The organism is Serratia quinivorans (assembly GCF_946227985.1).
GTDB lineage: Bacteria > Pseudomonadota > Gammaproteobacteria > Enterobacterales > Enterobacteriaceae > Serratia > Serratia quinivorans_A.
This window is the reverse complement of record NZ_CAMKGL010000001.1, coordinates 1,099,503-1,125,681: the sequence shown is the minus strand read 5'-3', so window position 1 is coordinate 1,125,681 and position 26,179 is coordinate 1,099,503. Positions and strand designations below refer to the sequence as shown.

22 protein-coding genes and 1 pseudogene are annotated in these 26,179 nt (G+C 54.6%); 12 read left to right on the top strand and 11 right to left on the bottom strand.

Going from position 1 to position 26,179, the window contains the following annotated elements; genetic code table 11:
• Positions 1 to 27 precede the first annotated feature (27 nt).
• Positions 28 to 1,464, top strand: a complete 1,437-nt coding sequence (locus OCH02_RS05270) for a 6-phospho-beta-glucosidase (protein ID WP_261430220.1) — start codon at positions 28 to 30, stop codon at positions 1,462 to 1,464.
• Positions 1,465 to 1,590: 126 nt separating this feature from the next.
• Here OCH02_RS05270 and OCH02_RS05265 read toward each other — a convergent pair whose 3' ends face one another.
• Positions 1,591 to 2,031, bottom strand: coding sequence for a hypothetical protein (locus OCH02_RS05265; protein WP_261430219.1), 441 nt, complete (start codon positions 2,029 to 2,031; stop codon positions 1,591 to 1,593).
• Entirely contained in the window at positions 2,018 to 2,710 is a 693-nt protein-coding gene (locus OCH02_RS05260; RefSeq protein WP_261430218.1) for a hypothetical protein, read from the bottom strand. Before OCH02_RS05260 ends, OCH02_RS05265 begins: the two co-directional genes overlap by 14 nt.
• A gap of 333 nt (positions 2,711 to 3,043) precedes the next feature.
• Here OCH02_RS05260 and pcaH point away from each other — a divergent pair, with 333 nt between their 5' ends.
• From pcaH to OCH02_RS05245, 3 genes are all read left to right on the top strand, one after another.
• On the top strand, positions 3,044 to 3,772 hold the full coding sequence (gene pcaH / locus OCH02_RS05255) for a protocatechuate 3,4-dioxygenase subunit beta (RefSeq protein WP_012145229.1): 729 nt from the start codon (positions 3,044 to 3,046) through the stop codon (positions 3,770 to 3,772).
• The gene (pcaG, locus tag OCH02_RS05250; RefSeq protein ID WP_261430797.1) at positions 3,772 to 4,395 is read left to right on the top strand and encodes a protocatechuate 3,4-dioxygenase subunit alpha; all 624 of its coding nucleotides are present in this window, start codon (positions 3,772 to 3,774) and stop codon (positions 4,393 to 4,395) included. Before pcaH ends, pcaG begins: the two co-directional genes overlap by 1 nt.
• A gap of 96 nt (positions 4,396 to 4,491) precedes the next feature.
• Positions 4,492 to 5,427 (top strand): LysR substrate-binding domain-containing protein, encoded by a 936-nt coding sequence (locus OCH02_RS05245; RefSeq protein WP_261430217.1) that lies wholly within the window; start codon positions 4,492 to 4,494, stop codon positions 5,425 to 5,427.
• Here the strand turns inward: OCH02_RS05245 and pcaC are convergent.
• From pcaC to OCH02_RS05225, 4 genes and pseudogenes are all read right to left on the bottom strand, one after another.
• Positions 5,424 to 5,813 carry a 4-carboxymuconolactone decarboxylase gene (gene pcaC / locus OCH02_RS05240; RefSeq protein ID WP_261430216.1) on the bottom strand — a complete coding sequence of 130 codons (390 nt, stop codon included), beginning with the start codon at positions 5,811 to 5,813 and terminating at the stop codon, positions 5,424 to 5,426. The genes OCH02_RS05245 and pcaC overlap by 4 nt on opposite strands.
• Positions 5,806 to 7,171 (bottom strand): annotated as a pseudogene (locus OCH02_RS05235) (3-carboxy-cis,cis-muconate cycloisomerase). The gene pcaC and the pseudogene OCH02_RS05235 overlap by 8 nt, the downstream one beginning before the upstream one ends.
• 133 nt (positions 7,172 to 7,304) lie before the next feature.
• Positions 7,305 to 8,483: a 4-hydroxybenzoate 3-monooxygenase gene (locus tag OCH02_RS05230; RefSeq protein ID WP_261430214.1), complete on the bottom strand. Its 1,179-nt coding sequence runs from the start codon at positions 8,481 to 8,483 to the stop codon at positions 7,305 to 7,307.
• A 10-nt stretch (positions 8,484 to 8,493) separates the two neighbouring features.
• Positions 8,494 to 9,849 carry an MFS transporter gene (locus tag OCH02_RS05225; protein WP_261430213.1) on the bottom strand — a complete coding sequence of 452 codons (1,356 nt, stop codon included), beginning with the start codon at positions 9,847 to 9,849 and terminating at the stop codon, positions 8,494 to 8,496.
• 482 nt (positions 9,850 to 10,331) lie between these two features.
• On the opposite strand from OCH02_RS05225, the gene OCH02_RS05220 reads away from it, so the two are divergent.
• From OCH02_RS05220 to OCH02_RS05200, 5 genes are all read left to right on the top strand, one after another.
• Positions 10,332 to 11,945, top strand: a complete 1,614-nt coding sequence (locus OCH02_RS05220) for a mechanosensitive ion channel family protein (protein WP_410001230.1) — start codon at positions 10,332 to 10,334, stop codon at positions 11,943 to 11,945.
• On the top strand, positions 11,942 to 13,084 hold the full coding sequence (locus OCH02_RS05215) for a BamA/TamA family outer membrane protein (protein ID WP_261430212.1): 1,143 nt from the start codon (positions 11,942 to 11,944) through the stop codon (positions 13,082 to 13,084). Before OCH02_RS05220 ends, OCH02_RS05215 begins: the two co-directional genes overlap by 4 nt.
• A 114-nt stretch (positions 13,085 to 13,198) precedes the next feature.
• Positions 13,199 to 14,137 carry a hypothetical protein gene (locus OCH02_RS05210; protein WP_261430795.1) on the top strand — a complete coding sequence of 313 codons (939 nt, stop codon included), beginning with the start codon at positions 13,199 to 13,201 and terminating at the stop codon, positions 14,135 to 14,137.
• A complete protein-coding gene (locus OCH02_RS05205) occupies positions 14,137 to 15,267 on the top strand; it encodes a BamA/TamA family outer membrane protein (RefSeq protein ID WP_261430211.1) in 1,131 nt (376 codons plus the stop codon). Before OCH02_RS05210 ends, OCH02_RS05205 begins: the two co-directional genes overlap by 1 nt.
• The gene (locus OCH02_RS05200) at positions 15,267 to 16,385 is read left to right on the top strand and encodes a DUF4056 domain-containing protein (protein WP_261430209.1); all 1,119 of its coding nucleotides are present in this window, start codon (positions 15,267 to 15,269) and stop codon (positions 16,383 to 16,385) included. The genes OCH02_RS05205 and OCH02_RS05200 overlap by 1 nt, the downstream gene beginning before the upstream one ends.
• A 2-nt stretch (positions 16,386 to 16,387) precedes the next feature.
• Here the strand turns inward: OCH02_RS05200 and OCH02_RS05195 are convergent, their stop codons facing one another.
• Entirely contained in the window at positions 16,388 to 17,749 is a 1,362-nt protein-coding gene (locus tag OCH02_RS05195; RefSeq protein ID WP_410001242.1) for an MFS transporter, read from the bottom strand.
• Between the two features lie 426 nt (positions 17,750 to 18,175).
• Here OCH02_RS05195 and OCH02_RS05190 point away from each other — a divergent pair, with 426 nt between their 5' ends.
• Positions 18,176 to 18,820: a TetR family transcriptional regulator gene (locus tag OCH02_RS05190; protein WP_261430794.1), complete on the top strand. Its 645-nt coding sequence runs from the start codon at positions 18,176 to 18,178 to the stop codon at positions 18,818 to 18,820.
• Positions 18,821 to 18,843: 23 nt separating this feature from the next.
• Positions 18,844 to 19,677 carry an IclR family transcriptional regulator C-terminal domain-containing protein gene (locus tag OCH02_RS05185; RefSeq protein ID WP_410001229.1) on the top strand — a complete coding sequence of 278 codons (834 nt, stop codon included), beginning with the start codon at positions 18,844 to 18,846 and terminating at the stop codon, positions 19,675 to 19,677.
• On the opposite strand, the gene OCH02_RS05180 is transcribed toward OCH02_RS05185, so the two are convergent.
• The 4 genes from OCH02_RS05180 to OCH02_RS05165 form a co-directional block, all read right to left on the bottom strand.
• Entirely contained in the window at positions 19,674 to 21,011 is a 1,338-nt protein-coding gene (locus tag OCH02_RS05180; RefSeq protein WP_261430206.1) for a D-serine ammonia-lyase, read from the bottom strand. The two genes, OCH02_RS05185 and OCH02_RS05180, sit on opposite strands and share 4 nt — an antisense overlap.
• A gap of 210 nt (positions 21,012 to 21,221) precedes the next feature.
• Positions 21,222 to 21,692, bottom strand: a complete 471-nt coding sequence (locus OCH02_RS05175; protein ID WP_261090671.1) for a VOC family protein — start codon at positions 21,690 to 21,692, stop codon at positions 21,222 to 21,224.
• A gap of 13 nt (positions 21,693 to 21,705) precedes the next feature.
• On the bottom strand, positions 21,706 to 22,059 hold the full coding sequence (locus tag OCH02_RS05170) for a DUF1428 domain-containing protein (protein WP_261430204.1): 354 nt from the start codon (positions 22,057 to 22,059) through the stop codon (positions 21,706 to 21,708).
• An 87-nt stretch (positions 22,060 to 22,146) separates the two neighbouring features.
• Positions 22,147 to 23,616, bottom strand: coding sequence for a diguanylate cyclase (locus OCH02_RS05165; protein WP_261430203.1), 1,470 nt, complete (start codon positions 23,614 to 23,616; stop codon positions 22,147 to 22,149).
• Between the two features lie 420 nt (positions 23,617 to 24,036).
• On the opposite strand from OCH02_RS05165, the gene OCH02_RS05160 reads away from it, so the two are divergent.
• Positions 24,037 to 26,169: a TonB-dependent siderophore receptor gene (locus OCH02_RS05160; RefSeq protein ID WP_261430201.1), complete on the top strand. Its 2,133-nt coding sequence runs from the start codon at positions 24,037 to 24,039 to the stop codon at positions 26,167 to 26,169.
• Positions 26,170 to 26,179: the final 10 nt, after the last annotated feature.

Sequence of the window (26,179 nt, the reverse complement as noted above, 5' to 3'; positions counted from 1 at the left end):
CATTAATAAGCGAATGAGAAACCAACGATGAAACAGCAACAGTTACCGAAAGATTTTCTGTGGGGTGGCGCGGTTGCCGCACACCAGGTTGAAGGCGGCTGGGATCAGGGCGGTAAAGGCCCAAGCATTGCTGACGTACTGTCAGGCGGCGCGCACGGTGTGGATCGCGTAATGACCGACGGCGTACTGGAAGGTTACCGTTATCCTAACCACGAGGCCGTGGATTTCTACGGCCGCTACAAGCAGGATATCGCGCTGTTCGCCGAGATGGGTTTCAAATGCTTCCGCACCTCAATCGCCTGGACGCGCATTTTCCCGCAGGGTGACGAACTTGAGCCAAACGAAGCCGGTCTGCAATTCTACGACGATCTGTTCGATGAACTGCTGAAATACAATATCCAGCCGGTGATCACCCTGTCCCACTTCGAAATGCCTTATCACCTGGTGAAAGAGTATGGCGGCTGGAAAAACCGTCAGGTGGTCGATTTCTTTGTGCGTTTCAGTGAAGTGGTAATGCGTCGCTACCAGCACAAAGTTAAATACTGGATGACCTTTAACGAGATCAACAACCAGAGCAACTACCAGTATCCGCTATTCGGCTACTGCTGCTCCGGCGTGGTGTACAGCGAAGAACAAAACCCGGAACAGACGCTGTATCAGGTGTTGCACCATCAGTTCGTCGCCAGCGCCCAGGTGGTGAAACTGGGCCACCAGATTAACCCGGAGTTCAAAATCGGCTGCATGCTGGCCTGCGTGCCCTTCTACCCGTTCTCCTGCAAGCCGGATGACGTGATGTACAGCGTTGAAGCCATGCACCAGCGTTATTTGTTCACCGACGTTCAGGTGCGCGGTTACTATCCGTCATACCTGCTGCGTGACTGGCAGCGCAAAGGCTTCCAGATCGAAATGCAGCCGCAGGACGAACAAACCCTGCGTGAAGGCTGCGCGGATTACATCGGTTTCAGCTACTACATGAGCAACGCCCTGCAGGCAGATGCGGTGAGCAGCAGCGACCCGATGTTCGGTTTCCCCGGCAATGTGCCTAACCCGCATGTTAAAGCCTCCGACTGGGGCTGGCAGATTGACCCGGTTGGCCTGCGTTATTCACTGAATGTGCTGTACGAGCGCTATCAGAAGCCGCTGTTTATCGTTGAGAACGGCTTTGGTGCCTTCGACAAGGTCGAGGCCGACGGTCAAATCAACGATGACTACCGCATCGATTATCTGAGTGCGCATATCGAACAGATGAAAAAAGCGGTGATCGAAGACGGCGTGGATCTGATTGGTTACACCCCGTGGGGCTGTATTGACTGCGTTTCCTTCACTACCGGTGAATACGGCAAGCGCTACGGCTTTATCTACGTCGATAAACACGACGACGGCACCGGCACCCTTGAGCGTTCACGCAAAAAGAGCTTCGACTGGTACCGCCGCGTGATCGCCAGCAACGGCGAACAGCTTTAATCATCTGCCCAATAATCCATTATGAGCCACATCCCTGTGGCTCAGTTTTATTGGAGTTATGCTTAGCTAGTTGTCCCTTTTTCAGGGGGGCTTTAAAATATACAGATAGCCTTCGCCCCTGAATAATCATCTAAAACTGACTTTACTTAAAATCAGTGTATGATTGTCCTTATCTATGGATATATAGAAATAAGGTAAAACTTCATCTTTTTTCGTCCATTTTTCAGACAACCCATCATGTGCTGACACCTTGTATCCTAAAGTGATTAGGTATTTTTTGACCTCTGGCAAAACTGCATCATCACTGTAGACAATACTACTTTCTCTTGATTGACCACCATCCTGGGCTATAAATGTAAAATAATAATACACATCCCCTTTTGGCGCAGACCTGATATCTTTCTCTGTATATAGATAATATGCCCATACATTTGATTTTGTATACCCATCTTTTTCCTCCGCTACTTTCTGCATACTAAAGTCGAATAGAAAAAAAATGATAACAATGACCAGAAAGCCAAATAACATTCCCTTCAGTTTATTGGCATTATTATTACGTAATAGCATTTATTACTCCGCTTTTATTGCTGCTACGAATAACAATGTCTTCATTTTGGCTGAATTTATATGGGGTAACTTGCATCATAAATCTAGGGAGTTGCCCTTTATAAGGTCTGTGGCAGGTGAATTTTTCCGCAGGATCAGGGAATAAAAGTGGTGAAAAACCACTGTTTTTATAGCGCCCAATAGGGCCGTAGTGATCCCATCGGCGAAGCGCGGATTCTTTGCAGACAATCTTCAATCCTCCCCAATATACACAAGGAAAATTAACCCGGTAGAAACCGAATAAATCAGAAATAAGATCTTCACCGCTGAACCCGCTGTCAGTATACCAGCTAAAAAAAGGCATTGATTGCCAGTTTTCAAATGCAACAGCAGTGCTCATCATCATAGCCAAAGCTATACTTCGTCTTTCAGCTGGTGTTCTGCCTTTTTTTATCTTCCAAACGTTAAAACGCCCAGTTGCAAACCGGCCGAACGCCATTGTTTGTTCATAACGCACTTGGTAATAGGGTTTACCATTTGATTCACCAGTGGAAAAACTGGCCATAAGCGCACGCACGTCATCACCACGAGCATGCCCCATGTCAATCCAGCCCAATATTTCCGAATAAATAAGTCCATGACGAATTCCTTTTTCCGAACCAAATCTGGATATATCCAGAATATCTTCGCGCTTACTCATCCAATGAAATCCCTTTGCGATTAAAATACACCACCATGATAATAATTATCGAAATTGGAATATCAGCGACCTCAAATGCAATGTCAACACGTTAAGTAAACAACCGTGACCGACGTCCGAGATCCTTTGCCTCTTGATATCTCCGTGGTGCATGGTGTTTACGTGCTTTCTTTATATAACCTCAGGTTATGCAAAACACCGCTAAATTTCACTTTATCGTAACACTCTGGCTTGCGAGACTCGGGATAGGGAAAGCTATTCTCCCCTTCGTGCTGACATTAAACCAAAACAGATCAGCCCTCTGCACCCTGCCTACGCCATGAGGATTTCCGCATGAGCCAGATAGATGAACTCTACCAACGTAACTACGATCGCCATCCGCCGGTGCTGGCACCGGAATATAAAACCAGCGTGCTGCGCTCACCGAAAAATGCGCTGATATCCCTGCAAAACTCACTGTCCGAGATCACCGGCCCGGTATTTGGCCAACACGAACTCGGCGCGCTGGATAACGACCTGATCCTCAACTACGCCAAACAAGGCTTGCCGATCGGCGAGCGAATTATCGTGCACGGCTACGTTCGTGATGAAAACGGTTTGCCGATGCGCAATGCGCTGGTCGAGGTATGGCAAGCCAATGCCGGTGGGCGTTACCGCCACAAGAAGGATCAGTATCTGGCACCGATAGATCCCAATTTTGGCGGCTGCGGCCGGGTTTTGACCGATGAAAATGGCTATTACTTTTTCCGCACCATCAAGCCCGGCCCTTATCCCTGGCGCAACCGGGTCAATGACTGGCGCCCCGCGCATATCCACTTCTCGCTGTCCGGCAGCGCTTTCGCCCAACGGCTGATCACTCAAATGTACTTTGAGGGCGACCCGTTGATTGCCAGTTGCCCCATCGTGCGCGCCATCAAAAATGACGATGCGGTGCGCTCGCTGATCGCCGGGCTGGACAAAACCGCCGCGGTACAGCTGGACAGCCTGGCCTATCGTTTCGATCTGGTGTTACGCGGCCACCGCGCCACCTTGTTTGAAAACCGTCTGCAGGGGAAAGCATGATGCCGCAAAACTACCTACCGGAAACCCCGTCGCAAACCGCCGGGCCTTATGTACACATTGGCCTCGCGCCTCTGGCCGCGGGTTTTGAGATTTTTGAAAATAATTTCGGCCAGGTACTGACCCAGCCGGAAACTCAGGGCCAGCGCATTACCCTGGAAGGCCGGGTATTCGATGGCAGCGGCAGCCTTATCCGCGACGTACTGCTGGAAATCTGGCAGGCCAACAGCCACGGCCGCTATAGCCACCCCGGCGACCAGCAACATAACAAACCGCTGGATGCCGCGTTTCGGGGCTGGGGGCGCAGCTGCAGCGACTTTGAAACCGGCCTCTACCGCTTTGAAACCATCAAGCCGGGTGCCGTCTGTGGCCGGGACGGCCGGATGATGGCACCGCACATTAACCTGTGGATCGTCGCGCGCGGTATCAATATTGGCCTGCACACCCGGCTGTATTTTGCCGACGAGGATGCCGCTAATCAGCAGGATCCGGTACTGAACCTGATCGAACTCGAGATACGGCGCAAAACGCTGATTGCCCAGCCAGAACGCCGGGGTGAAGAGTGGGTCTATCGTTTTGATATCGTGATCCAGGGCGAAGGCGAAACGGTGTTCTTCGACCTGTAAACGCCGCCAGTCTGCGGCCGCAAAAAATCGTACGTCTGTGCAAAAATGCGGCCGCCGTCACTTGTTAGCGATGGGAAAAACTCCCTACACTGGGGGATGAAAAAAGCAAATTTATTCATCCAACGCATGCGTTTACGCCACATCAACGGCTTTGTTGCCGTGGCGCAGGAACGCTCGCTAAGCCGCGCGGCCGATAAGCTGAGCCTGAGCCAACCGGCACTGTCCAAGACGCTGAGCGAGCTGGAAGCCTTGACCGGCAACCGCCTGCTGGTGCGTAACCGCCAGGGAACCCTGCTGACCGAACAAGGGGAGCAGTTCCTCGGCTATGCCACGCGGGTGCTGGAAGCGTTGACCGCCGCCGGGCACGCGCTTGACCGGCTCGACGATGCCCCGGCGCGGGTATTGCGCATCGGGGCGCTGCCGACCACCGCACTGGGTATGCTACCGCAGTCCATCGGCCAGTATCAGCAGGCCCATCCTCATTCACGCATTCAGGTGATTACCGGCAAAAATGCCGAGTTGCTGGCGCAGCTAAAAGCGGGTGAGATTGACGTGGCGATTGGCCGCATGGCCGATCCGGAAATGATGAGTGGGCTGGCTTTTGAACTGTTGTTGTTGGAATCCTTGCTGATGGTGACGCGTCCGGACCATCCACTGTTAAGCGAAACCATCACTCTGGAGCGCGCACTGCATTATCCTGCCATTATCTCGCCAAAGGGCACAGTGCCGCGCCACAATACCGAGAATCTGCTGTCGACCCAGGGTTTCAGCCTGCCCGGCCAATATATAGAAACGCTGTCCGCTTCGCTGGCCCGTCAGATGACGCTGCAATTTGACTATCTGTGGTTTGTGCCCTCCAGCGCGGTGAAAGCCGATATTGCCGCCGGTCAGTTGATCCCACTGCCGCTGCCGACCCAGGGAATGGAAGAAGCGGTGGGTATTCTGACCCGTAACGACGGGGAATTAAGCGACGCCGTGCTGGCATTTATCGCCACGGTGCGCGGTATCGCTGGCGCGGCACGTTCCGCTTAGTCGGCTTCCCGATCCTGCTCGGCAAAGACTTCTGCCGCCAGATGAAACGCCGAGTTGGCCGCCGGCAGGCCGCAGTACAGCGCACTTTGCATCAGCACTTCTTTAATCTCCTCGCGAGTCACTCCGTTGTTTACCGCCGCTTTCAAATGCATGCGCAGTTCGCCTTCGCGATTAAGGGCAATCAGCATCGCTATGGTGATCAGGCTGCGGGTATGGCGCGCCAGTCCCGGTCGGGTCCAGACCTCACCCCAGGCATAGCGGCTGATAAAGTCCTGAAACTCTTCGTTTAACGGGGTGAGTTGGCTGAGGCTACGGTCTACATGACTGTCACCCAGTACCGCCCTGCGCACCTCAATACCCTGCTGATACCGTTGTTCATCATTCATGTTTATTCGCTCCTGAAGTTGCGGCGGCCGCCTGTTCCAGCACCCGCCGGGTAAAGGCGCCGGCACTGCCAAGATATCGCTGGGGATCCAACAGCTCGGTCAGCCGCTGAGCGGATAAATGAGCCATCACCAGCGGATCGTCCAGCAACACCTCAAGCAGAGTCAGCCGTTGTGCCAGCGCCTGATGGCACTGTTTTTCGATGTGCTGGTGCGCTTGCTGGCGGCCAATGGCTTCACCCAACGCCATGGTGACCGCCTCTGCCATGATCAGGCCGTGGGTTAACTTCAGGTTATGTTCCATCTGTGCTGGAAATACCTGTAGCCCGTCAATCAGGTCCCCGGCGGTGTGCAGGGCGCCCGCCGTTAACATCACCAATTCCGGCAGGCTTTCCCATTCGGCATGCCAGCCGCCCAGGCCGCGTTCATGCTCCTGCACCATAGCGGCATACAGCCCGCCGACCAACGCAGGTACCCGATTGGCCGCAGAGAGGATTACCGCGCAGGCTACCGGATTACGTTTGTGCGGCATGGTCGAAGAGCCACCGCGCCCAGCGGCCACCGGTTCTGCCACCTCGGCCACTTCGGTTTGCGTCAGCAACGAGATATCGCGGGCCAGTTTGCCCAGCGAGCCGCTTAATCCGGCATACCAACCGGCGATCTCCAGCAGGCGGTCGCGTTGACTGTGCCAGGGGGGTATCTGCGACGGTCAGTTGCAATCTGGCTGCCAGCGCGGTCACCAGTGTCTCTCCCTGCTCACCCAGCGAAGCCAGAGTACCGGCGGCACCGCCTAACTGGAGTGCCAATACGCGTGGCCGCATTTCATCCAGCCGCTGTTGATAGCGCAACAAGGCATCCAGCGTGCCGGCCAGCTTTAACCCCAATGTGGTGGGCAAAGCGTGCTGCATCCAGGTGCGGCCAACCAGCACGCAATCCTGATGGCGAGTTATTTGTGATACCAACGCCGCGATCAGCCGGTTTAAATCGCTGTGCGTCAGTTCGATGGCTTGCCGCAGTTGCAGTATCAACCCGGTATCAATAGCGTCCTGACTGGTTGCGCCCCAGTGAACGTAGCGTGCGGCCTCGGCATTTTGCTCCGCTACCCGGGTGGTTAGCTGTTTCACCAATGGGATCGCCAGATTGCCCGCCTGCGCGGCTGCCTGTGCCAGATCGGCCGCATCGAATAAATGGCTGTGGCAAGCCTGGCTAATGTGCCGTGCAGCCTCGGCAGGAATAATGCCCAGCTCCGCCTGAGCGTTGGCCAGCGCCGCTTCGAAATCCAGCATACCCTGCAGCGTAGCGGTATCGCTAAAGCAAGGGGTCACCGCTGAAGACCGCAGCAGCGGCGTCAGTAATTCCATAGTTCCTCCGGGCAAAAAAGCTATTTCCCGATGATGGCGCGGCGCGGTCAGCAGCGTCAAGAACGATAAACGCTTCTTTGGGCGATTATCGGTACATAGAGCGAATTTATTGGTTTTTGTGATATCGCCCGGATCACATCATCTGAAACGGTGAGCCGACGTAGTTTTCCGCCAGCACCGTCATGGCGCTGCGCGACTTCACGGTATATTGCAGCTCCGATAACTGTAGGCGTTGCTGGAATGCACTGTCGTCATGGCGGGTGTGCAACATGTTGGTCATCCACCAGGAGAAATGTTCCGCACGCCAGACACGTTGCAGCGCGTCGTCACTGTAGCTGTCCAGACGCCGCCAGTTTTTGTGACGGTAAAACGCCTCCAACGCCTGAGACAGCAGACAGACATCCGCCATCGCCAGATTCAGCCCCTTCGCCCCGGTCGGCGGCACAATATGCGCCGAATCACCCGCCAGCAGCAGGCGTTTACAGCGCATGGGTTCGGTCACAAAGCTGCGCATGCCGACCACGTTTTTCTGGAATATACGGCCCTTTTTCAGCGACCAGCCGTCGTGATTTTCTACCCGGCTCTCCAGTTCGCTCCAGATGCGATCGTCCGACCATTGGTCGACATTTTCCGCCGGATCGCACTGGAAATACATCCGCTGAACGCCAGGCGAACGGGTGCTGATCAGCGCGAAGCCTCGCGGGTGGCAGGCGTAGATTAGCTCATCGCTGGACGGCGGTGCCTCCACCAAAATACCGAACCAGCCAAAGGGATAAATCCGGGTATAATCCTGACGCAGTCCGCCGGGCATCGCCGCCCGGCTAATGCCGTGAAAACCGTCGCAGCCAATGACAAAATCACAGTCAATTCGCCGTTGCTCGCCCTGATGCCGGTAATGCACCTGCGGCCGCTCACTGTCCAGCGCCTTGAGTTCCACCTGCTCCACCTCAAAATGGAGCTGTCCGTTCGCCGCCTGCCGCGCGGCAATCAAATCTTTCAGTACTTCATGCTGGGCGTAGACGGTGATCGCCCGGTTGGTCAGTTCTGTCAGGTCAATCCGGTGTTGTTGGCCACCGAACGCCAACCGAATACCATGGTGCTGCGCCCCTTCTGCGCGCATACGTTCACCCAACCCGGTCTGATTGAGTAAATCGACCGTTCCCTGCTCCAGCACCCCGGCGCGAATGGTCGACTCCACCGCCTGCTGGCCGCGCGTTTCCAATACCACCGACTCAATACCCTGCAGATGCAGCAGGTGCGACAGCATCAATCCGGCCGGGCCGGCACCAATAATCGCGATTTGTGTGCGCATGGTTATCTCCTTATAGGGCTTTGTTGAGCGAACCGGACAATGCCGTCGCCTTGGCAGAAAAGTGTTTGATTATCAGCGCCAGCGCGGCCACCAGCGCCGGGATCGCCAGCAGGGTGAAAATGGTGCTGAATGACAGCTGCATTTGCATCAGCACCCCGCCGCTCATCGCGCCAAGAATGCCGCCGAAACGCCCCAGCCCCAGCATCCAGGCAACACCGGTCGCCCGTCCCTGGGTGGGGTAAAAACCGGCGGCCAGCGCCGGCATTGAGGACTGTGCGCCGTTCATGCAGGTACCGGCGATAAATACCGTCACCGCCATCAGTATCGGATCGGTGTAAACGTAGCCAATGGCGCAGACGAACACTCCGGTCAACAGATAGCCCACCGCCACCACCTTGTGCGGATTGATGCGATCCATCAGCCAACCGATGATCAGCACGCCAATGCCTCCGCCCAAAGGAAACAGCGCGGTAATCAACGACGCCTGGCGAATAGACGCCCCGGTTTCACGGATCAACAGCGGTAGCCAACTGGTCAACAGATAGAAGATCATCAGGCCCATAAAGTAGGTCAGGCACAGCATCAGGGTGCCCAACAGATAACGCGGGGAAAAAATCACCCCCAGCGCCGATTTGGCTTTCACCTGGCCTTCTTCAGTCAGGCTAAAGCGCAGCGGTTCGGTTAAATTGAGCGGCGCAATGCGCTTGAGCACCGCGGCAATACGCTGCGCCGGGTAACACCGTACCACCATAAAACGGGCGGACTCCGGCAATGCAACCATCAGCACCACCGCCAGCAGCAGTGGCATCACGCCGCCCAGCACCATCACGCTCTGCCAACCGAAATGCGGGATCAGCCAGGCGGAAACGAAACCGCCCATCGAGGACCCGAGCGGGAAGCCGCAGAACATCAGGTTGACCAACAGGGCGCGCTTACGCTCCGGCGCATATTCCGACATCAGGGTGGCCGCGTTCGGCATTGCCGCACCCAGCCCCAGCCCGGTTAAAAAGCGCAACAATGTCAGCATTGGCAAGGTGGTGGCGAACGCCGTCAACAGACTAAAACCACCGAACAGCACCAGCGACAGCACCAACACCTTCTTGCGGCCAATGCGGTCCGCCAGGGGGCCTGCGGTGAGCGCCCCCACGGCTAGCCCCACCAGCGCCGCGCTCATCACCGGCCCCAGTGAGGTTTTCTCTATCCCCCAGTCCTGCACCAGCGAGGTGGCAATAAAACCGATAATCGCGGTATCGAAGCCGTCCAGCGCCACGGTAAGAAAACACAGGAGCAGGATCAGCCACTGATAGCGGGAGAATGGACTGTTATTGATAAATGACTGAATTTCTATGGTATATGGCTGGGACATAGTGCGCTTCCTGGGTTGGCCAGGCTCAATAGCCCCGGCGGTAACGGCCAGGCATATCCCTGGCAAAGTCGCATTTGTGCGATTATCGAAACTTGGTTCGTTAATCGCCTTTCTATCAAAGCATCGCCAATAATAAGTTTCAATATTGTTAAATTAATTAGCGTGCGATAACCGAACGAGAAAAGGACGACGTTACAGGAAGGCTTTTATTATCAGTTGGATGCTTTATTTTTACGCCAAAAGATGGCGTACGGGTTCTGTGAGCTGATTAACATTGATGAAACCATTCCTGATCCTGCTCCATTGTTATTTACCCAGCCGCTGCCGGGGTTTGGGATTCAGTCTGTCTCGACCGGCAGGTTTCATTGCTCGTCGCTAAAACTGAGCTTGATTGAGTGACTTGAAAGCCCAAGCGTCTGGGCTAAGCTGAAATTGAAGAGCACAAAACAATAAAAAATAAATTACTGACTGGGCAGGTAACCATGAGCAAAAAGGTGAATGGCGTTGTTTGCTGTCTGTTATTTCTAATGTCTTCCCTGTGTTTTGGTGCGGAACCGCGCCAACTCGCTACCGATCAGGAAAAAGCCCGCACGCTGTATGTCTTTCATCAACCGATAGTCATGTTGCAGGCAAAGTTTGGTTTTACCACCCCGGAACAACGCGTTCTGCGCATCCGCAACACCCTGCGCTCTCTCACCGAAGAAGATATCCGCCAGCCGGTACAGGTTCATGTAATAAAGCGCTATAACCAGCAGGGACGGCTGTTTACCATTAACGGCAAGCCATTTATGTTATTAACGCAGGGAGATCTTGATGAAGGAGATGATCTGACTCTTGATCAGGCTTCCCAGCGAGTACTCGCAAGATTCAATGCCCAACGCACGGCGTTGCTGGAACAATACTCCTCTGCTTATCTGGCCATTGCGGTGGCGAAAAGCGCAGCCGGAACCCTGGTACTGGGGTTGGTACTTTACGCAGCATTCAAATCCTGGCAGCGAGTTAAAAAGTTTTATGCCACCCGAATTGCGCTCAAACGAGGATGGATCCCGCAAAGCTGGCGTATGGTGCTCGGGGCTTTTGAAGCTCGCCTGTATGCGCTGCTGATGGTTTTGCTGAGCATCGGCGCTTTTTATCTCTGGTTGAGCTGGGTATTTCGGTTATTTCCGTGGACGCGCATTTGGGGCGACTCACTGGGTAACTGGTCTATCAGCGTGATACAGCAAGTCGCCCTATCCATTGTGTCTGCTTTTCCTGGCCTGGCGATTGTCGCCATTATCTTTTTGCTGACCGGTTTTATTCTCAAGCTGCTCAAAGTGCTGTTAAAACGCGTCGAGAGTGGAAAGCTGGTGGTGCCAGGTTTGCATCCCGAAACGGTGGGCGCCACACGCAAACTGATTTCGGTAATGGTGTGGCTGTTTGCGTTGTCGGCCGCTTATCCTTTTTTACCGGGTGCCGACTCTCTGGCATTTAAAGGCATCAGCGTTTTCTTTGGGCTGATGCTTACCCTCGGCTCGGCCGGGTTGATGAATCATGCCATGAGCGGATTGGTACTGACTTATTCGCGCGCGCTGCGCAAAGGCGACGTTATCAGGATCGGTGACAATGAAGGCATGGTCAGCGAAGTCGGGATGCTGGCCACCAAAATCCTCACCCGCGAAAGTTACATTGTAACAGTACCCAATGCCGTTGTTGTCAGCGGGAAAATCACCAACCTCAGCGCGCTTAAACCCGGTGATGGGGTGAATCTGACCACCAGCGTGACTATTGGCTACGACACCCCATGGCGTCAGGTACACGCGATGCTGGAACTTGCTGCCAATCGCACCAGGGGTATCGACAACCGGGTTCCTCCCCTTGTTCGTCAGCTCAGTTTAATGGACTGGTACATCGCCTATGAATTACAGGTCAAGCTGGGTGCCGGCGAAGCGCTGGCAAGCGTTAAAAGCGAATTACATAGCCATATTCAGGATGTGTTCAATGAATTTAACGTCCAGATTATGTCGCCTAACTTCGTGCTTCAGCCCGAAAATGCGGTGATGGTCGCTCGAGAGAATTGGTACACCGCGCCTGCCGTGCAACCGGATAAACCCTCATGACAAAATGGAATGCCATGCTGATGCTGGCCTCCTGCCTTGCCTTCCCCCCAGCCGTTCAGGCGGCGGGAATGCGCGGCGCGGAAGACGGCATGCTGGATATGGGCGAATACATGAGCGACAACCGCTACGGTTTTTTGCCGGTCCCGGTGGTGATCACCGAACCTGCCGTGGGTTATGGCGGGGGTTTATTTGGGCTTTTTTTGCACGATACCGGCCAACCCAATGCCACACCTCGTTCAGGAAGAAACAGCGCGCCACCGGCAATCAGCGCCTTTGGCGGCGGTGCGACACAAAACGGCACCTGGTTTGTCGGTGGCGGACATCGGCATACCTGGAATAACGACGCTATTCGCTATCTGGTGGCGGTCGGTTATGCGGATATCAACCTGGATATTTACAGCGGTGATATTGCCGGGTTCGGCGGTGGTCATGGGGTCAGCACCCAAACAAAAGGCTATGGCGGAACGCAAAAACTGCTGTTCCGCCTTGCCGATACGCCTTTCTTTGTCGGCGGTTCGCAGTTTTATGCCAAGACGGAAATTTCCGCTGACAACCCCGTCATCAGCCAGGCTCTGCAACGGGTACTGGGGGAGTCCAGCAGCAGTTCCGGCCTGGGTCTGGTGATGGAATATGACACCACGGACAACTTCTTTTACCCACGTAATGGACTATCGGCCTCCGCTGAATATCAGTTTTATACCGGTTTCCTCGGCGGCGATTATCGCTACGACATGCTGACCCTGGACGGGAAATATTTCCATCCGCTTGGCCGAAATTTCACCCTGGCGATAGCCGGTAACTACCAGTCATTATCGAATTATGAAAACCATCTAACCCCGCTGGCGCGCCCCTATATCAAACTGCGTGGCATCCCAAGCTACCGCTATCAGGGGGATTACGTCGCCGTTGGGCAAACTCAATTGGAGTGGCAGGTAACACCGCGCTGGGTGGTGCAGGGCTTTGTCGGTGCCGGTAGCGCCAGCCGCGATGCTCAAACGCTTTTCGATAAAACCGAAGTGGCGTGGGGCGGCGGATTTCGCTACCTGATCGCGCGCAAATTTGGATTACATACCGGGATTGATGTCGCCTTTAGCAATAGCGATCGGGCGCTTTATTTCAATGTCGGATCTGGGCTGTAAGTCGGTGGATACCGGCCTTCTCTCACCTTGTCTGACGTGGAGAATCAAATAATGACAATACAGTGGCATTGCCAAAGTAGCGGCAATCACCTCCCGCTCCAGTACGCAAAACGAATGATTCTTCCCCTGTTGCTGTGGTCGGGTGCCGCCTTTGGTGCGGCAACCAATACCCCACCCCAAAACGACAGCACCTTTCCTATCTGGGGGGAAGAAGCCCGCGCTCGCGGCTATAGCATTCCGCTGCCGTTTGGCGTCAATCTCAGTTACATGAATATACGCCAGAATATTGATGTCGATAGCATTACCTTTTCCGGTCTGAAACTCGGCGATCACCCGATCCCCAGCGATCTGTTCAATATTGACGTCGGGAAGACACGCCAGCGCAGCAAAAGTGAGAACCTTCGGCTGGATATGTGGGTGTTCCCCTTTTTAAACATCTATGGTTTGGTCGGGCACACCAGAGGCTCCTCTTTATCCCAGGTTTCTGTTGATGCCGATCCGTCGCAATACACCGGCATCGACCGTATCATCGCCTCTGCGGTACATCGCCTTAATCAAAGTGGCGATCTCCAGGATATTGATTTTGCACTCGACTTTAAAGGCACCACCTGGGGCACCGGGTTTACCCTGGCGGGGGGCTATGAGAAATGGTTTGCACTGGTTGATACCAACTATACCCGCACGGAATTTGACATTCTGGATGGCAAAATTTCAGCCATTACGGTTTCGCCGCGTGTAGGCTATCGCTTTGATATGCCTGCCATCTCTGGCCCTTCCCACCTGAGCCTTTGGATTGGCAGCATGTATCAGGATGTGGACCAGGAGTTTAAAGGCAACATTTCGGACCTGCATATGCCGGCAGAGCTTCAGCCGCTGATTGACACGGTGAATAAGGACAACGCCGGGCGCTTTGATGTTAAACAGCATCTCTCCTCACCGTGGAATACGCTGATTGGGGCGCAGTACGAACTCACACAGAACTTCAACGTCCTGGCCGAAGTCGGTTTCAATGAGCGGAACAGTTTTTTCCTGGCGGGTGAATATCGATTCTAATGAAGATAGCCGTGCGGTTACTGAGTGGACTACTGAGCCTGTTGGTTGCCCCGATTCATGCGGAGCTGCTTACGCGTGAGTCCATTGATGCGTTTCTCGGCACCATGGGGGCCGACGACCAATACGACCAGGCTAAAGGCGTGAACTGGACGGTGTTGCCCGGCCCTTTTTATACCCCTGAGTTAAAACTGGGTCTGGGGGCGGCCGCGGCCGGACTTTATCGGGTCGATCCACAGGATAAGGTGACGCAAAACTCCTCCATCTCATTTACCGGTTTTGTCAGCACCAGCGGCGCGTTGGGCCTGGGTTTGAATAATTACACATTTTTTAGTGACGATCAGTGGCGTCTCTTTGTTGTCGGTTCGGTTGCCAAGATCCCGACGAAATTCTGGGGCGTAGGTTACGATGCGGCGCAGGGATCGAGCCAGAAATATACTCAGGATTCGTTTAGCGTGCATCCGCAGGTTTTTTATCGGCTGGTCGAGAATCTTTATGCCGGTGTGGGCTGGGATTTTTCCACGCTGAATGCCAAAGTTGATGATCCCCAGCCTGGTGATACCTTCTCTCGCTATACGGACTCCACCACGCCACTGAGTTCTGGCGCCACTTTCGCCCTCAATTACGACACCCGCGACGCCATCACGCAGCCGAAAAAAGGGCAGTATGCCAGCGCGAGCTACAGTCTGTTTGATCCGTCGCTGGGCTCGGATAGCCATTTCACTGCCCTGCAGTTGCAATACAATTACTATTTTCCGCTTAACGAGAGTGACGTGCTGGCATTCGATGCCTGGGGACGTTTTGCCCGCGGAGATGTGCCATGGGATCGTCTTTCGCAGGCCGGTGATGACCGCCGATTACGCGGCTACTATCAGGGGCGTTACCGTGACAAAGATGTCGTGAGCAGCCAAATCGAATACCGCAAAAAATTAAACTGGCGTCATGGTTACGTGCTCTGGCTAGGCGCGGGCTCACTGGGTGACAGCCTGGATAAAATGGGACAACACCCTATTCTGCCGACCCTGGGTGCAGGGTATCGTTTTGAAATCAAACCTAATATGAATCTGCGACTCGATCTCGGCGTGGGACGCGAGAGCGCAGGATTTTATTTTCAGGTCGCGGAGGCCTTTTAATGCGTGTTTTTTTTCTCGCACTGTTGCTGGTTGTCGCCGGTATGGCAGGTGCGCAACCTGGCAAGAGCGACGTTTTACCCTTTGAGCAGGCAAGACGCGTTTGGCCCGTCGCGCAAAACCTTTCGCCACCGGAAGCACTTCGCCCTTGCTGTGCATTTGGCTATAACCTTCAGGTGCGCGCGGCCGGCATCCCGATCCCCGTTTATCAAATTGGCAACCTGCTCTCACTCAGTACGCTAGGCCATCATCACTACAATGACAGTGCGCTGGGCGCGGTGAAAAATATCGTTGGTCTGAGTGACGAAGCCAACGGGCTTATCTATACGCGACGCGGCGGGTTTATTGATATCGCCCATGTTCGCGATACCGCCGATAACACCTTTTATCTGTTCACCCGTCTGTATCCGAAACTGGGGCAGGAATGGCGCTTGTTTTACAGTGAGGAGTTAGGGCTCAGACGCGCTCAATTTTACGCGTTTACCCCTCCGGCATCGATGACCGACAGGTATAATCTGGCGGCATGGCTGGCCGGGCATGTGGCGTTTCAACTGGCGCAGTGGCATGAGATTGCCCAGTGGTACGGCTTCCAGTCGGTGGCCGGATTTTCTGAGGAAATTTCTGCTTTTTCACCGGAAGACCTTTACGCTAATTTGCTGGGAGCGAGGCTGGCGGTAAACGTGATTTTGCAGGGGCATGCCGGCTCTGTGGAGAACTACAATCTGGCGATGGATAAGGCGCTTAGGCAAGCTTTAATTGGCCTTGAGGCGGTCAATGAGGCTGAAACAGCACGCCAATTCCGTGAGGTCGATGGCGACTGGTGGAACAGCAAACGTCGGGTGCCTGATAAATTTTTAGTCCTGAAACGCAATTACTCGCTTGGCGAAAACCGAATTCCTACCGCTGTGCCTTTCGAAAAAGCGCCGCCGTATCGCTTGGCCATGCCGGTGAAAATAGCCGGGTTGACCTTAAGCCATCTGGGCGAACTGCAAATTCATAAAGGCAGCGATATGCGCCGCCTGCCGGCACCCAAAACTTTCTATCGCCCGGCACAGTTTTCCTCACTGGCAGAGCAGGCGCGGCAGGCCGATCAAGTCCAATTGCAACGCCTCAGCCATTGAGCTCAAAGGCCTTTGGCCGTTTCCTGAGTGGCCAACTGCGCCTGACGGTTATACCCCCTGGCACCTTTGATAAAGATGGCACAGGCAGTGATCAACGCCGGAATGGCGATAATGGCAAAAATGCGGTCGAACCCCCAGCCCAGCGCCAGCATTTGCGCACCGGCGAAAGCGCTCAGGATGGCACCAATACGCCCAACGCCGTGCATCCAGCTAGACCCGGTGGCGCGTGCCTCGGTCGGGTAATAATGCGCCGATAGCGCGTTCATGCCGGTATTGGCACCGTTCAGGCAAAAACCACAGGCCAGTGCCAACACCCCAAGCATCAGACTGCTGTGAGACGCCAGGCCAATCAACAGTGTCAACCCTGCACCCAGCAGGTAAATCATGCCCAGCGCCCGGTGTGGATCCACCCTATCCATCAGCCAGCCGGCAAACAGCGAGCCGAAAGTACCACCGGCCTGATACAGCGCGGTGATCACCGCCGCCTGCGCCACGCTCATGCCGATGCCTTTCACCAGCGTCGGCAACCAACTGCCCAGTAGATAAACCAGAAACAGCGCCATGAAATAGCCCAGCCACAGCATCAGGCTGCCAAATCGGTACTGCCGCGAGATCACAATCTGCATGGCTCCCTTGCCAGGTGCCACCAGTGGCGGCAGCGTATAACGGGTGTCGGCATGGGTACTGCCCGGCGCCAGCTTTTCCACAATTTTGCCAATGCGTTGATTGCTGGCTCGCCGGGTAACCAAAAACCTCACCGATTCAGGCAGTTTGGCTATCAACAGCGGAACGCTCAGCAGCGGCAATATGCCACCGAGCAACAGCAGCACATGCCACCCCATTTGTGGAATGATCCATGACGCCGCAAACCCGCCCAGCGCGGCACCGAAGGTAAAGCCGCAAAACACCACGGTGATAATGAAGGATCGTTTTCTCTCTGGCGCATATTCGGAGATTAAAGTGCCGACGTTCGGCATTGCCGCCCCCAGCCCCAACCCGGTCATAAAACGGAAAAATATCATTTGATCAATATTGTGCGAAAACGCAGTGACCAGCGTCCAGATGCCAAAAAAGAACACGCTGTTGATAATGATCACCTTACGCCCCAGCCAGTCTGCCAGCGGGCCGGCCAGCAGCGCACCGATCGTCAGGCCGACCAGCGCGGCGCTAATCACCATGCCAAGTTGCTGGTTGCTGACGCCCCACTGGCTTTTCAGCTCAGGGGCAATAAACCCCATCAGGGTAATATCGAAGCCATCCAGAGCAACAACGATAAACCCCAGCAGAATAATCAGTTTTTGAAAACCGCATATCGGACGATCGTTGATCAGCGTTCGCACATCAATTTCGTTTGAAGCCACAATTTTTCCTTGGTACAGACGCCAATAATGCAAATGTTCGATAATCGAACCGAAATAAAATATTCTGGCGTCTACTGTAAGAACTCCCGTGCGGCTCGGCAACGGAGATTATTGATAACCCGGCGCTCATTGAACCCAATGGTACGTTCGCTAACCATCAAAAAAAACCACGGCAACGCTCACTGGCAAGACAATACGCTGCGATAGAACCAAAAATTCCATTTACTGCCCGGAAATACACTCTGGCCACGCGGAAAATAATGTTGTCAAATTGTGAGAGGGAACGTCCCAACCCTGCGGCTATTGCCGCCAGGGTTTACATGTGAGCAATATGACGTCGTTCACAAAAGCTCAGCGGCAGCGGATTGTATTACCGGGTCACCCCAGTTACTCTTAACCGGTGTTCCTCCAAGATAAGTGACTGATGTTTTGAACAATGATGATATCCCCGCGACTAAACGCAAAAACGACCCTGTTGGGCTGAAACAGCGTATTTTCGCTGCGGCGCTGGCCGAGTTCGCCGAGGCCGGTCTGAAAGGTGCCCGCATGGAAAACATTGCCGAGCACGCGGCCACCACCAAACGCATGGTGGTTTATCATTTCAAGACCAAGGAATCACTGTACCTGGAGGTGCTGGAACACGTGTATCAGCATATCCGTGCGCACGAAACCGGGTTGGATCTGCAAACCCTGGCGCCCGTTGCCGCCATGACTCGTTTGGTAGAGGAAAGCTTTAATTACCATGCGGAGCACCCCGACTTCATCCGGGTTATCTGCATGGAAAACATGATGCGCGGCCAGTATATCCGCCAGTCTTCACGCATCAAGGCGTTAAATCAAAGTGCCTTGACCCTGCTGGAAGATATATTGCAGCGCGGCAAGCAGGAAAAAGTGTTCACGCCGGACGCCAGCGCAGCCGATGTGCATCGCTTGATCAGCAGCCTGTGTTTCCACTACGTTGCCAACCAATACACCTTTAATACCCTGTTTGAAAGCCATCAACCGCCGGAAGATCAGGTTCGTCATATCCGTCAGTTGGCCGTGGTGGCCACCCTGCGCTATCTGGCGCTGTAAGCACTGCCCCCTGGGAGATTGTGATGACCAAAATCACCGTCGGCGAAGAAATTACCGCGCCTGATAGTTTAGCGTCCGCCGCCAGCGGCGATCCCTTTAAGGGCGACCCCAATTTTATGGCCTCGCTGGCCCGCGGCCTTGAGGTGATCCAGGCTTTTACTCCACAGCGTCGTCTGATGTCGATTTCACAAATCAGCCAGAAAACCGGCATTCCGCGCGCTGCGGTGCGTCGTTGTCTGTATACCTTGAACAAGCTGGGGTTTGTCTACGCGCAGGACGGCAAAAACTTTGAGCTGCGCCCACGGATCCTGACGCTGGCCCATGCCTATCTCGGTGCCACGCCGCTGGCGAAAGCCACCCAGCCAGTGCTGAAACACATTAGCCAGTTGTTGAATGAGTCCTGTTCTATCGCCACGCTGGACGGCGACAATATTTTGTATATCGCCCGTGCCTCTGCCGAACGCATCATGACCATAGATCTGAACATCGGCAGCCGCCTGCCGGCCTTCGCCACCTCGATGGGTCGGGTGTTGTTGAGCCATTTGCCGAGTGATAAGCGTGAGGATTACCTGCAACGCATCATCCTGACGCGCTACACGCAATACACCCTGGGTTCGATTGATAAACTGCGTGATGAACTGGATAAGGTGCGCACTCAGGGTTACGCGATTAACGATCAGGAGTTGGAAATCGGTCTGCGATCCATCGCGGTACCGATTACCTCGGTCAACGGCGGCGTCACTGCCGCGTTAAACGTCGGGGTGCAGGCCGGCCATGTCCCACTAAGCGAACTGACCGAACGCATCCTGCCGATCCTGCTCGAAGGCGCGCAGGAGCTTTCTCTGCTAAGCCATTAAATCGACTGGCGCGCGCTGGCCAGGTACTTGGTCATCTCCGCCTCCGGTACCATGCCGCCACCGGTCGCCCACACCAGGTGGGTGGCATTTTTCATTTGTAGTGCATTCAGCCCCTGGCTCGCCAACCACTCAGTGTTAGCCGTTACGCGCCACGGCCCCGGCATACCCGCCAATGCAGAAGGCTCAAGCTGAATATCTTCATGGCTGTCCAACAGCCCCAGCAGTGCAAACATCTCGCGGTCGCTGAGGGTGTAGAAGCCGGAGAGCAGGCGCTCCATAGCGCGGCCGACAAAGCCGGATGCGCGCCCTACCGCCAGCCCGTCCGCCGCGGTCTGGTTATCAATGCCCAGATCCTGTACCGCGATACTATCGTGCAGGCCGGTATGCACACCAAGCAGCATGCAAGGTGAATGCGTCGGTTCGGCAAAGATGCAGTGTACGTGGTCGCCGAAAGCCAGTTTCAGCCCAAAGGCCACCCCGCCTGGCCCGCCGCCAACGCCACAAGGCAAATAAACAAACAACGGGTGCTGAGCATCAACCTGGATACCACTTTCGGCAAACTGACGTTTCAGGCGGCCACCGGCCACGGCATAGCCCAGAAACAGCGTCTGTGAGTTCTCGTCATCGATAAAGAAACAGCGCGGATCGCTCGCCGCCTGCAAACGCCCCTGTTCAACGGCAACGCCATAATCCTGTTCGTACTCCACCACGTTGACGCCATTGTCACGCAGCTTCTGTTTTTTCCATTCGCGAGCATCTGCCGACATATGCACGCTGACGCTAAACCCCAACCGAGCGCTGATGATGCCAATCGACATGCCCAGATTACCGGTCGAGCCGACGGCAATGCGGTAACCGCCAAAGAATTCGCGAAATTCCGCCGAGAACAGCCTGGCGTAATCGTCAGTCAGTTGCAGCAGCCCTGCTGCCAGAGCCAGTTTTTCCGCATGCGCCAGCACCTCGTAGATACCGCCACGCGCCTTGATAGAGCCGGAAATCGGCAGATGGCTGTCCTTTTTCAACAGCAACCGGCCGGCTAGCGGCAAGCCGTAACGTTGGTCGAGCGCAGTTTGCATTGCGGGAAGCGCCACCACTGCGGATTCAATCACGCCATTTGCAGCCCGGGTTTCCGGGAAGGCGGCACTCAGATAAGGGGCGAAACGCGCCAGACGTTGTTCTGCATCGCTCACGTCGGTGGCGTCCAGCCCAACAAACGGCAGTCCGTCCTGTAAAGTGGTCGCTCGTGGGTTGAACCAGGTCACCGGGTTTAGTGCGATCAGTTCCTGCACCAGCGGGAATTGCTTAACCAACTGCTGAATCTGTGTCTTTTCCATGGTTGTTCTCTGCGCTGCATAAAGTTATGCCCTAGGGTGCAGCGATTTTCCCAGGCTGACAAATGATAAAATTTTAGCCTTGCGTGAGCAGAATTGATGCAAAAAGATGATGTCCGTCAATTTATCAGCCGTACTGACGGTTTGAGTGATACTGAATCACCCTAAACGCCCCGTAACCCTGGATGCTACGGGGCATCAACCCGCGTAATCTTATCCGCGCGCCGCCGCCTCCAACCCGGCGATATCCAGTTTGACCATCTGCAGCATCGCTTCGGTGACCCTGCGCACCTTCGCACTGTCGGGATCACTCATCAGCTCGGCCAAGCGTTTGGGAACTATCTGCCAGCTCAGGCCCCAGCGATCGCGCAGCCAACCGCACTGCTCAACCTGGCCACCGTCACTCAGCGCTTGCCAAAGTCGGTCTACTTCTGCCTGATCGGCGCATTCGACCATAATCGAAAAACTGTGATTGAAGGGATCCAACGGGCCGGCCTCAATCGCTGCATAGCGCTGATCGCCAAGGGTAAAAGACGCCAGTTTTACGCTGCCGGCCGGGCCGCTGGGAGTATCGGCCGGCAAGGTGGATTGCCAGGTCAGAGAGGAGCCGGGGATCAAGGCGATATAGCAACGCAGCGCCGCTTCCATATCCTTCTCAAACCACAAATGTTGGGTTATTTTCACAATCGCCCCTCCGCTACTGGTCCAGGATAGGCTCGAAGCCGCCGTAGATCATACGTTTGCCGTCAAACGGCATTTGATCGCCGAGCGTTTTCATGCGCGGGTCGGCCATCATTTTCTGGTTGGCTTCATCGCGAACCTCTTTTGACGGATATTCGATCCAACTGAACACCACCACTTCGTCGGCCTCAGCCTTAACCGCACCGCGAAAATCGGTGAGTTTTCCGTCGGGAACATCATTGCCCCAGCATTCGACGATCCGCGTAGCCCCAAATTCTTTAAACAGCGGTGCAGCCGCGGCGGCCAGTTTTTGATACGCCTCCTTATTGGCGGCCGGCACCGCCACTACAAAACCATCAACATATTTCATCGGAGTTTCCTCTTGTCGATTAGACAGTCGGGTTGGCACCGGCGGAACTGCCTGCGCCCTCTTCCATTTTAGACCCCATTAGCGGGGTCAACCATTGACGGAGCCAGCCGGGTTTGAGATCTCGGGGGAATGGTGCGGCAGGAATTCTGGCGTGGCGACCCGGTTACGGCCGCTATTTTTGGCTTTATAGACCGCCAGATCGGCGATTTTTAGCAGGTTATCCAGATCCTGTCCGGAACCGCCCATACAGGTGACCATGCCGATGCTGACGGTGATCTGCAAAGAAGCGCCTGCAGGCATGGTGATAGATTCAATTTCAATTCGACGGCGCAGACGTTCGGCCAACGACAGCGCATCCTGCTGTTGCGCAATGGGGGCGACGATCGCAAACTCTTCACCCCCCATGCGGCCAAACAAATCGTTATCGCGCAGATCGCCAGTAATGGCGCGGGTAAAGGACAGCAGCGCCGCATCGCCGCCGGCGTGCCCAAAGCGGTCATTGATCGATTTAAAATAATCGATATCCAGCATCATAATGCAGACCTGCTCCCCTTTTTGGCTGACCAGCCGCGTTCCGCGCTGCATAAAAGCACTGCGGGTCAATACGTGGGTCAGCGCATCATGATTCGCCACGTGCTCAAGCCTTTGCAGCAGCGCATTACGCGCAAAATTCATGCTGGCAACGGCAATCGGCCCCAGCGCCAGCAACGCCACGCCGAGTCGCATCGACACCGTATTTTGCAGCATTTTCATATCGAGGTTAGTAGTAATCAGGCCCAGATCGATCGCCAGATGGCACCACAACACATAGACCAACACCGCGATCATTGTGCTGAACAGCGAGAATGACATCGCCAGCCATAGCAGGATAGGCATCGGGAAAATCACCGCTCCGGGGCCACCAATCAGGATGCTACCGAAGCAGGCCAACAGCAGCAGGAGTAATACCGCGATTTTTCTGACCGTATTGGGCCACTGGCTGCGTAGGGTTACGGCCTGGAAAATGCTGCGCAGATAACCTTTCCAGTCCCGCGGAAAAGCCAGGATAAACGGCATCAGCGTGGTGTAGTTGGTAAATTCCGAAGACAGCCACAATGCCAATGAAGGCAGATACTGGCGGCCAAACAACAGCACCGAAGCCCCGGCGCCGAGTAACGCCGTAGCCGTCGCGCTCGCCAGGCAGATGGCGAACAGGTAAATGCTCGAGGAGGCGCGTTCCAGCGTTCTGACCTGCGGCGATAAATGCATAAACAGATAAAACCCGACCGCCACGCCGGTAATATTGGCACCATTGAGCAAGATGGCTTTGCCCAGTGGGCTACCGGTGATCAGATCTGCCGCCAAATAGCCTGACATCGCCATCAACCAGCCAACAGGACTGGCCATGGCCGGGTAACGTACCAGCACGGCCAACAGTACCGCATTGGTGGGCCAAAATAGCGCTAACAAACCGATGGGACGGCTTTCGATACCAAAGATGCAGGTGCAGAACACCAGCAAAAAAACGATTAGCGCGTGGCGTAACTTTTGGGCGCCAGGTAACTCAGTGGTGTTCATCTTGCTTCCAGAAGCTTGCGAAGAATACGAATAAAATTCGGCCTGCATGATGGCGGCCATTAGCCTGCTCACCCGGCCTGCCAATGCCTACTTGGTGAACAGCCCACCGACATTATTGCCAGTTTTCGCGGGTCTGGCATCCGTTAATTGAAAATATAAAAATACTATTATGTTTCAATCTGTAGCGTTGGGCTTTGGCTAAGTTCTGGTGAGGGGAAAATCAGAGGAATGAGGCTATTGGTGAAGTTCCTTAACCCAGCCGGGGTCAGTGAGAGACCCCAAGCCCAGTATCAAAACATTGTACCCAAGATGGACTTCCTTCTGCATCCGCAGGACAAACATTAACTATCCAAATCGTACATATGCGAATTATAATAAAAATGATAATCGTTATTATTTATTACTTTGATATGGAATGGTATGCACCAGGTAGAAAATCATCGTCTTAAAAAAACCAAAAAACGTCAGGCTCTTCGTTCGCTTCCCCTCCTCGTTAGCGTCTTGCCCGCGCTGCCCATCACCGCCGTACTGGCCGAGGATGATTCACTCACTGTGACCACCAACGCTTTATCTGCCGAGGGTTACAGCACAGATACCGCATCAACCGGCAGCAAAACCAACACCCCGCTCAACGAGGTGCCCCAATCCGTTAGTGTCGTAACCCCCGAGGTGATCAACGACTTTCAAGTCAAAAGCGTCAACGACGCCATGAAATTCGTCAGCGGCGTGACTCAGGGCAATACCCTTGGCGGCACCGAAGATGGCTTCGTCAAACGTGGCTTTGGCGTCAACTCGGATGGTTCGGTATTTATCGATGGCATCCGCAGCAATCAGGGATTGAGCATGGATGCCACCACCGATCGTGTTGAGGTTCTCAAAGGCTCGGCTTCGCTGCTGTATGGCATTCTCAGCCCCGGCGGCATCATCAATCTGATTAGCAAAAAACCGCAGTACGACTGGAATACCCGTATCAGCGGCGCCACCAACAACTTTGGTGGCGGCAGTGGTTCCGTTGATGTCACCGGGCCATTGGGGAACGGCTTTGCTTTCCGCTTTATTGCCGAACGCCAACACCAGGATTACTGGCGCAATTTCGGCACCGACGAACATACGTTGCTCGCCCCCTCGCTCAGTTGGTTTGGCGACAAGGCTGCCTTTAACATCGCCTACAGCGAGTACAAGTACGATATCCCTTATGATCGGGGTACCGCCTTTATCAATGGCAAACCGGTCGATGTCCCCTATAACCGCAGGCTGGATGACTACGCCAACCACGCCTGGGGCAAGAACAAACGTCTGAACACGCACTATGAGTATGCGCTGGACAGCACCTGGACCACCCGCTTTAACTATGCCTGGATGCAACGCCGCTACGACAGTAATGAAGTGCGTGCCACCGCAGTCAACACCACCACCGGCATCGTTTCACGCCGTGCGGACGCCAACCGCGGCTTCAACCATCAGACCGACTATTACTCCTGGGATCTGAATGGTTCGCCGGTTGCACTGGGCATGCAACATGACCTGCTGATTGGCGTCGACTATGAGAAAAATCAAACCTATAAGGCCTATTCCTATCGCGGCAAGGTCTCGCAAAGCTTCAATATGTATGACCCGGCGTATGGCGAAACGCCGGTAACCAACAGCAGCACCTACAATGATGCTCTGAGTAATTTGCGTACTACCTTGTACAGCCGCTCGGCCTATGTCAAAGACAGCATCCATTTGACTGACCAGTGGATAGCGGTACTGGGCGCTCGCTACCAGTCTTATTATCAGAACAACAGTAACGGCTTCCAGAACCCGAAAAATACGCTGAACGACAAAGATGACAAATTCCTGCCGCAGGCGGGTGTGGTGTATAAACTGACGCCGGCCGTTTCTTTATATGCCAACTACAGCCGATCCTTCACCCCGTCAACGGCGGTGGATGACAATGGCAACGTCGCGACACCAGAAACCGGCACCACCTATGAAGTGGGTGGCAAATGGCAGGTAAATCCGGCGTTGGATGCCACATTGGCGCTGTATCGCATTGATGAAAACAATATGTCGATCTTTATTAACGGTGTGACTCGCAGTATTCCCAAGGCACGCTCTACCGGTGTTGAACTGGAGCTGAACGGCGAAGTCGCCCGTAACTGGGATCTGACCGCCAATTACAGCTACGACAAAACCGAGATTGTGGAAGACAACCTCAACCCGGATAACGTCGGCAACCGGCTGGTAAACGCCCCTACCAACATGGGCAGCCTGTACCTGAGCCATCGCATAACGCTGCCGATGGTTCCTGGTGATGTGCGTCTTGGCGGTGGGGGGCGTTATGTCGGTCGTCGTGCCGGCGATCCGGAAAACAGCTTTACCATGCCGGCTTACACCGTGGCAGATGCGTTTATCGCCTGGGACAGCAAGCTTGTCGGCAAACACACTCAAATTAAACTGAACGTCAAAAACCTGTTCAACCGCGAGTACTATGCGTCCAGCGCAGGCAACCTGCGGGTGATTGAGGGAGAACCGCGCAGCCTGAGCCTGCAGGCAACGGTAGATTTTTGATTGAAAGCCC

Coding starts and splice junctions, on each gene's coding strand:
- OCH02_RS05270 (WP_261430220.1), top strand. CDS start 28: ATGAAACAGCAACAGTTACCGAAAGATTTTCTGTGGGGTGGCGCGGTT.
- OCH02_RS05265 (WP_261430219.1), bottom strand. CDS start 2,031: ATGCTATTACGTAATAATAATGCCAATAAACTGAAGGGAATGTTATTT.
- OCH02_RS05260 (WP_261430218.1), bottom strand. CDS start 2,710: ATGAGTAAGCGCGAAGATATTCTGGATATATCCAGATTTGGTTCGGAA.
- pcaH (WP_012145229.1), top strand. CDS start 3,044: ATGAGCCAGATAGATGAACTCTACCAACGTAACTACGATCGCCATCCG.
- pcaG (WP_261430797.1), top strand. CDS start 3,772: ATGCCGCAAAACTACCTACCGGAAACCCCGTCGCAAACCGCCGGGCCT.
- OCH02_RS05245 (WP_261430217.1), top strand. CDS start 4,492: ATGAAAAAAGCAAATTTATTCATCCAACGCATGCGTTTACGCCACATC.
- pcaC (WP_261430216.1), bottom strand. CDS start 5,813: ATGAATGATGAACAACGGTATCAGCAGGGTATTGAGGTGCGCAGGGCG.
- OCH02_RS05230 (WP_261430214.1), bottom strand. CDS start 8,483: ATGCGCACACAAATCGCGATTATTGGTGCCGGCCCGGCCGGATTGATG.
- OCH02_RS05225 (WP_261430213.1), bottom strand. CDS start 9,849: ATGTCCCAGCCATATACCATAGAAATTCAGTCATTTATCAATAACAGT.
- OCH02_RS05220 (WP_410001230.1), top strand. CDS start 10,332: ATGAGCAAAAAGGTGAATGGCGTTGTTTGCTGTCTGTTATTTCTAATG.
- OCH02_RS05215 (WP_261430212.1), top strand. CDS start 11,942: ATGACAAAATGGAATGCCATGCTGATGCTGGCCTCCTGCCTTGCCTTC.
- OCH02_RS05210 (WP_261430795.1), top strand. CDS start 13,199: ATGATTCTTCCCCTGTTGCTGTGGTCGGGTGCCGCCTTTGGTGCGGCA.
- OCH02_RS05205 (WP_261430211.1), top strand. CDS start 14,137: ATGAAGATAGCCGTGCGGTTACTGAGTGGACTACTGAGCCTGTTGGTT.
- OCH02_RS05200 (WP_261430209.1), top strand. CDS start 15,267: ATGCGTGTTTTTTTTCTCGCACTGTTGCTGGTTGTCGCCGGTATGGCA.
- OCH02_RS05185 (WP_410001229.1), top strand. CDS start 18,844: ATGACCAAAATCACCGTCGGCGAAGAAATTACCGCGCCTGATAGTTTA.
- OCH02_RS05180 (WP_261430206.1), bottom strand. CDS start 21,011: ATGGAAAAGACACAGATTCAGCAGTTGGTTAAGCAATTCCCGCTGGTG.
- OCH02_RS05170 (WP_261430204.1), bottom strand. CDS start 22,059: ATGAAATATGTTGATGGTTTTGTAGTGGCGGTGCCGGCCGCCAATAAG.
- OCH02_RS05165 (WP_261430203.1), bottom strand. CDS start 23,616: ATGAACACCACTGAGTTACCTGGCGCCCAAAAGTTACGCCACGCGCTA.
- OCH02_RS05160 (WP_261430201.1), top strand. CDS start 24,037: ATGCACCAGGTAGAAAATCATCGTCTTAAAAAAACCAAAAAACGTCAG.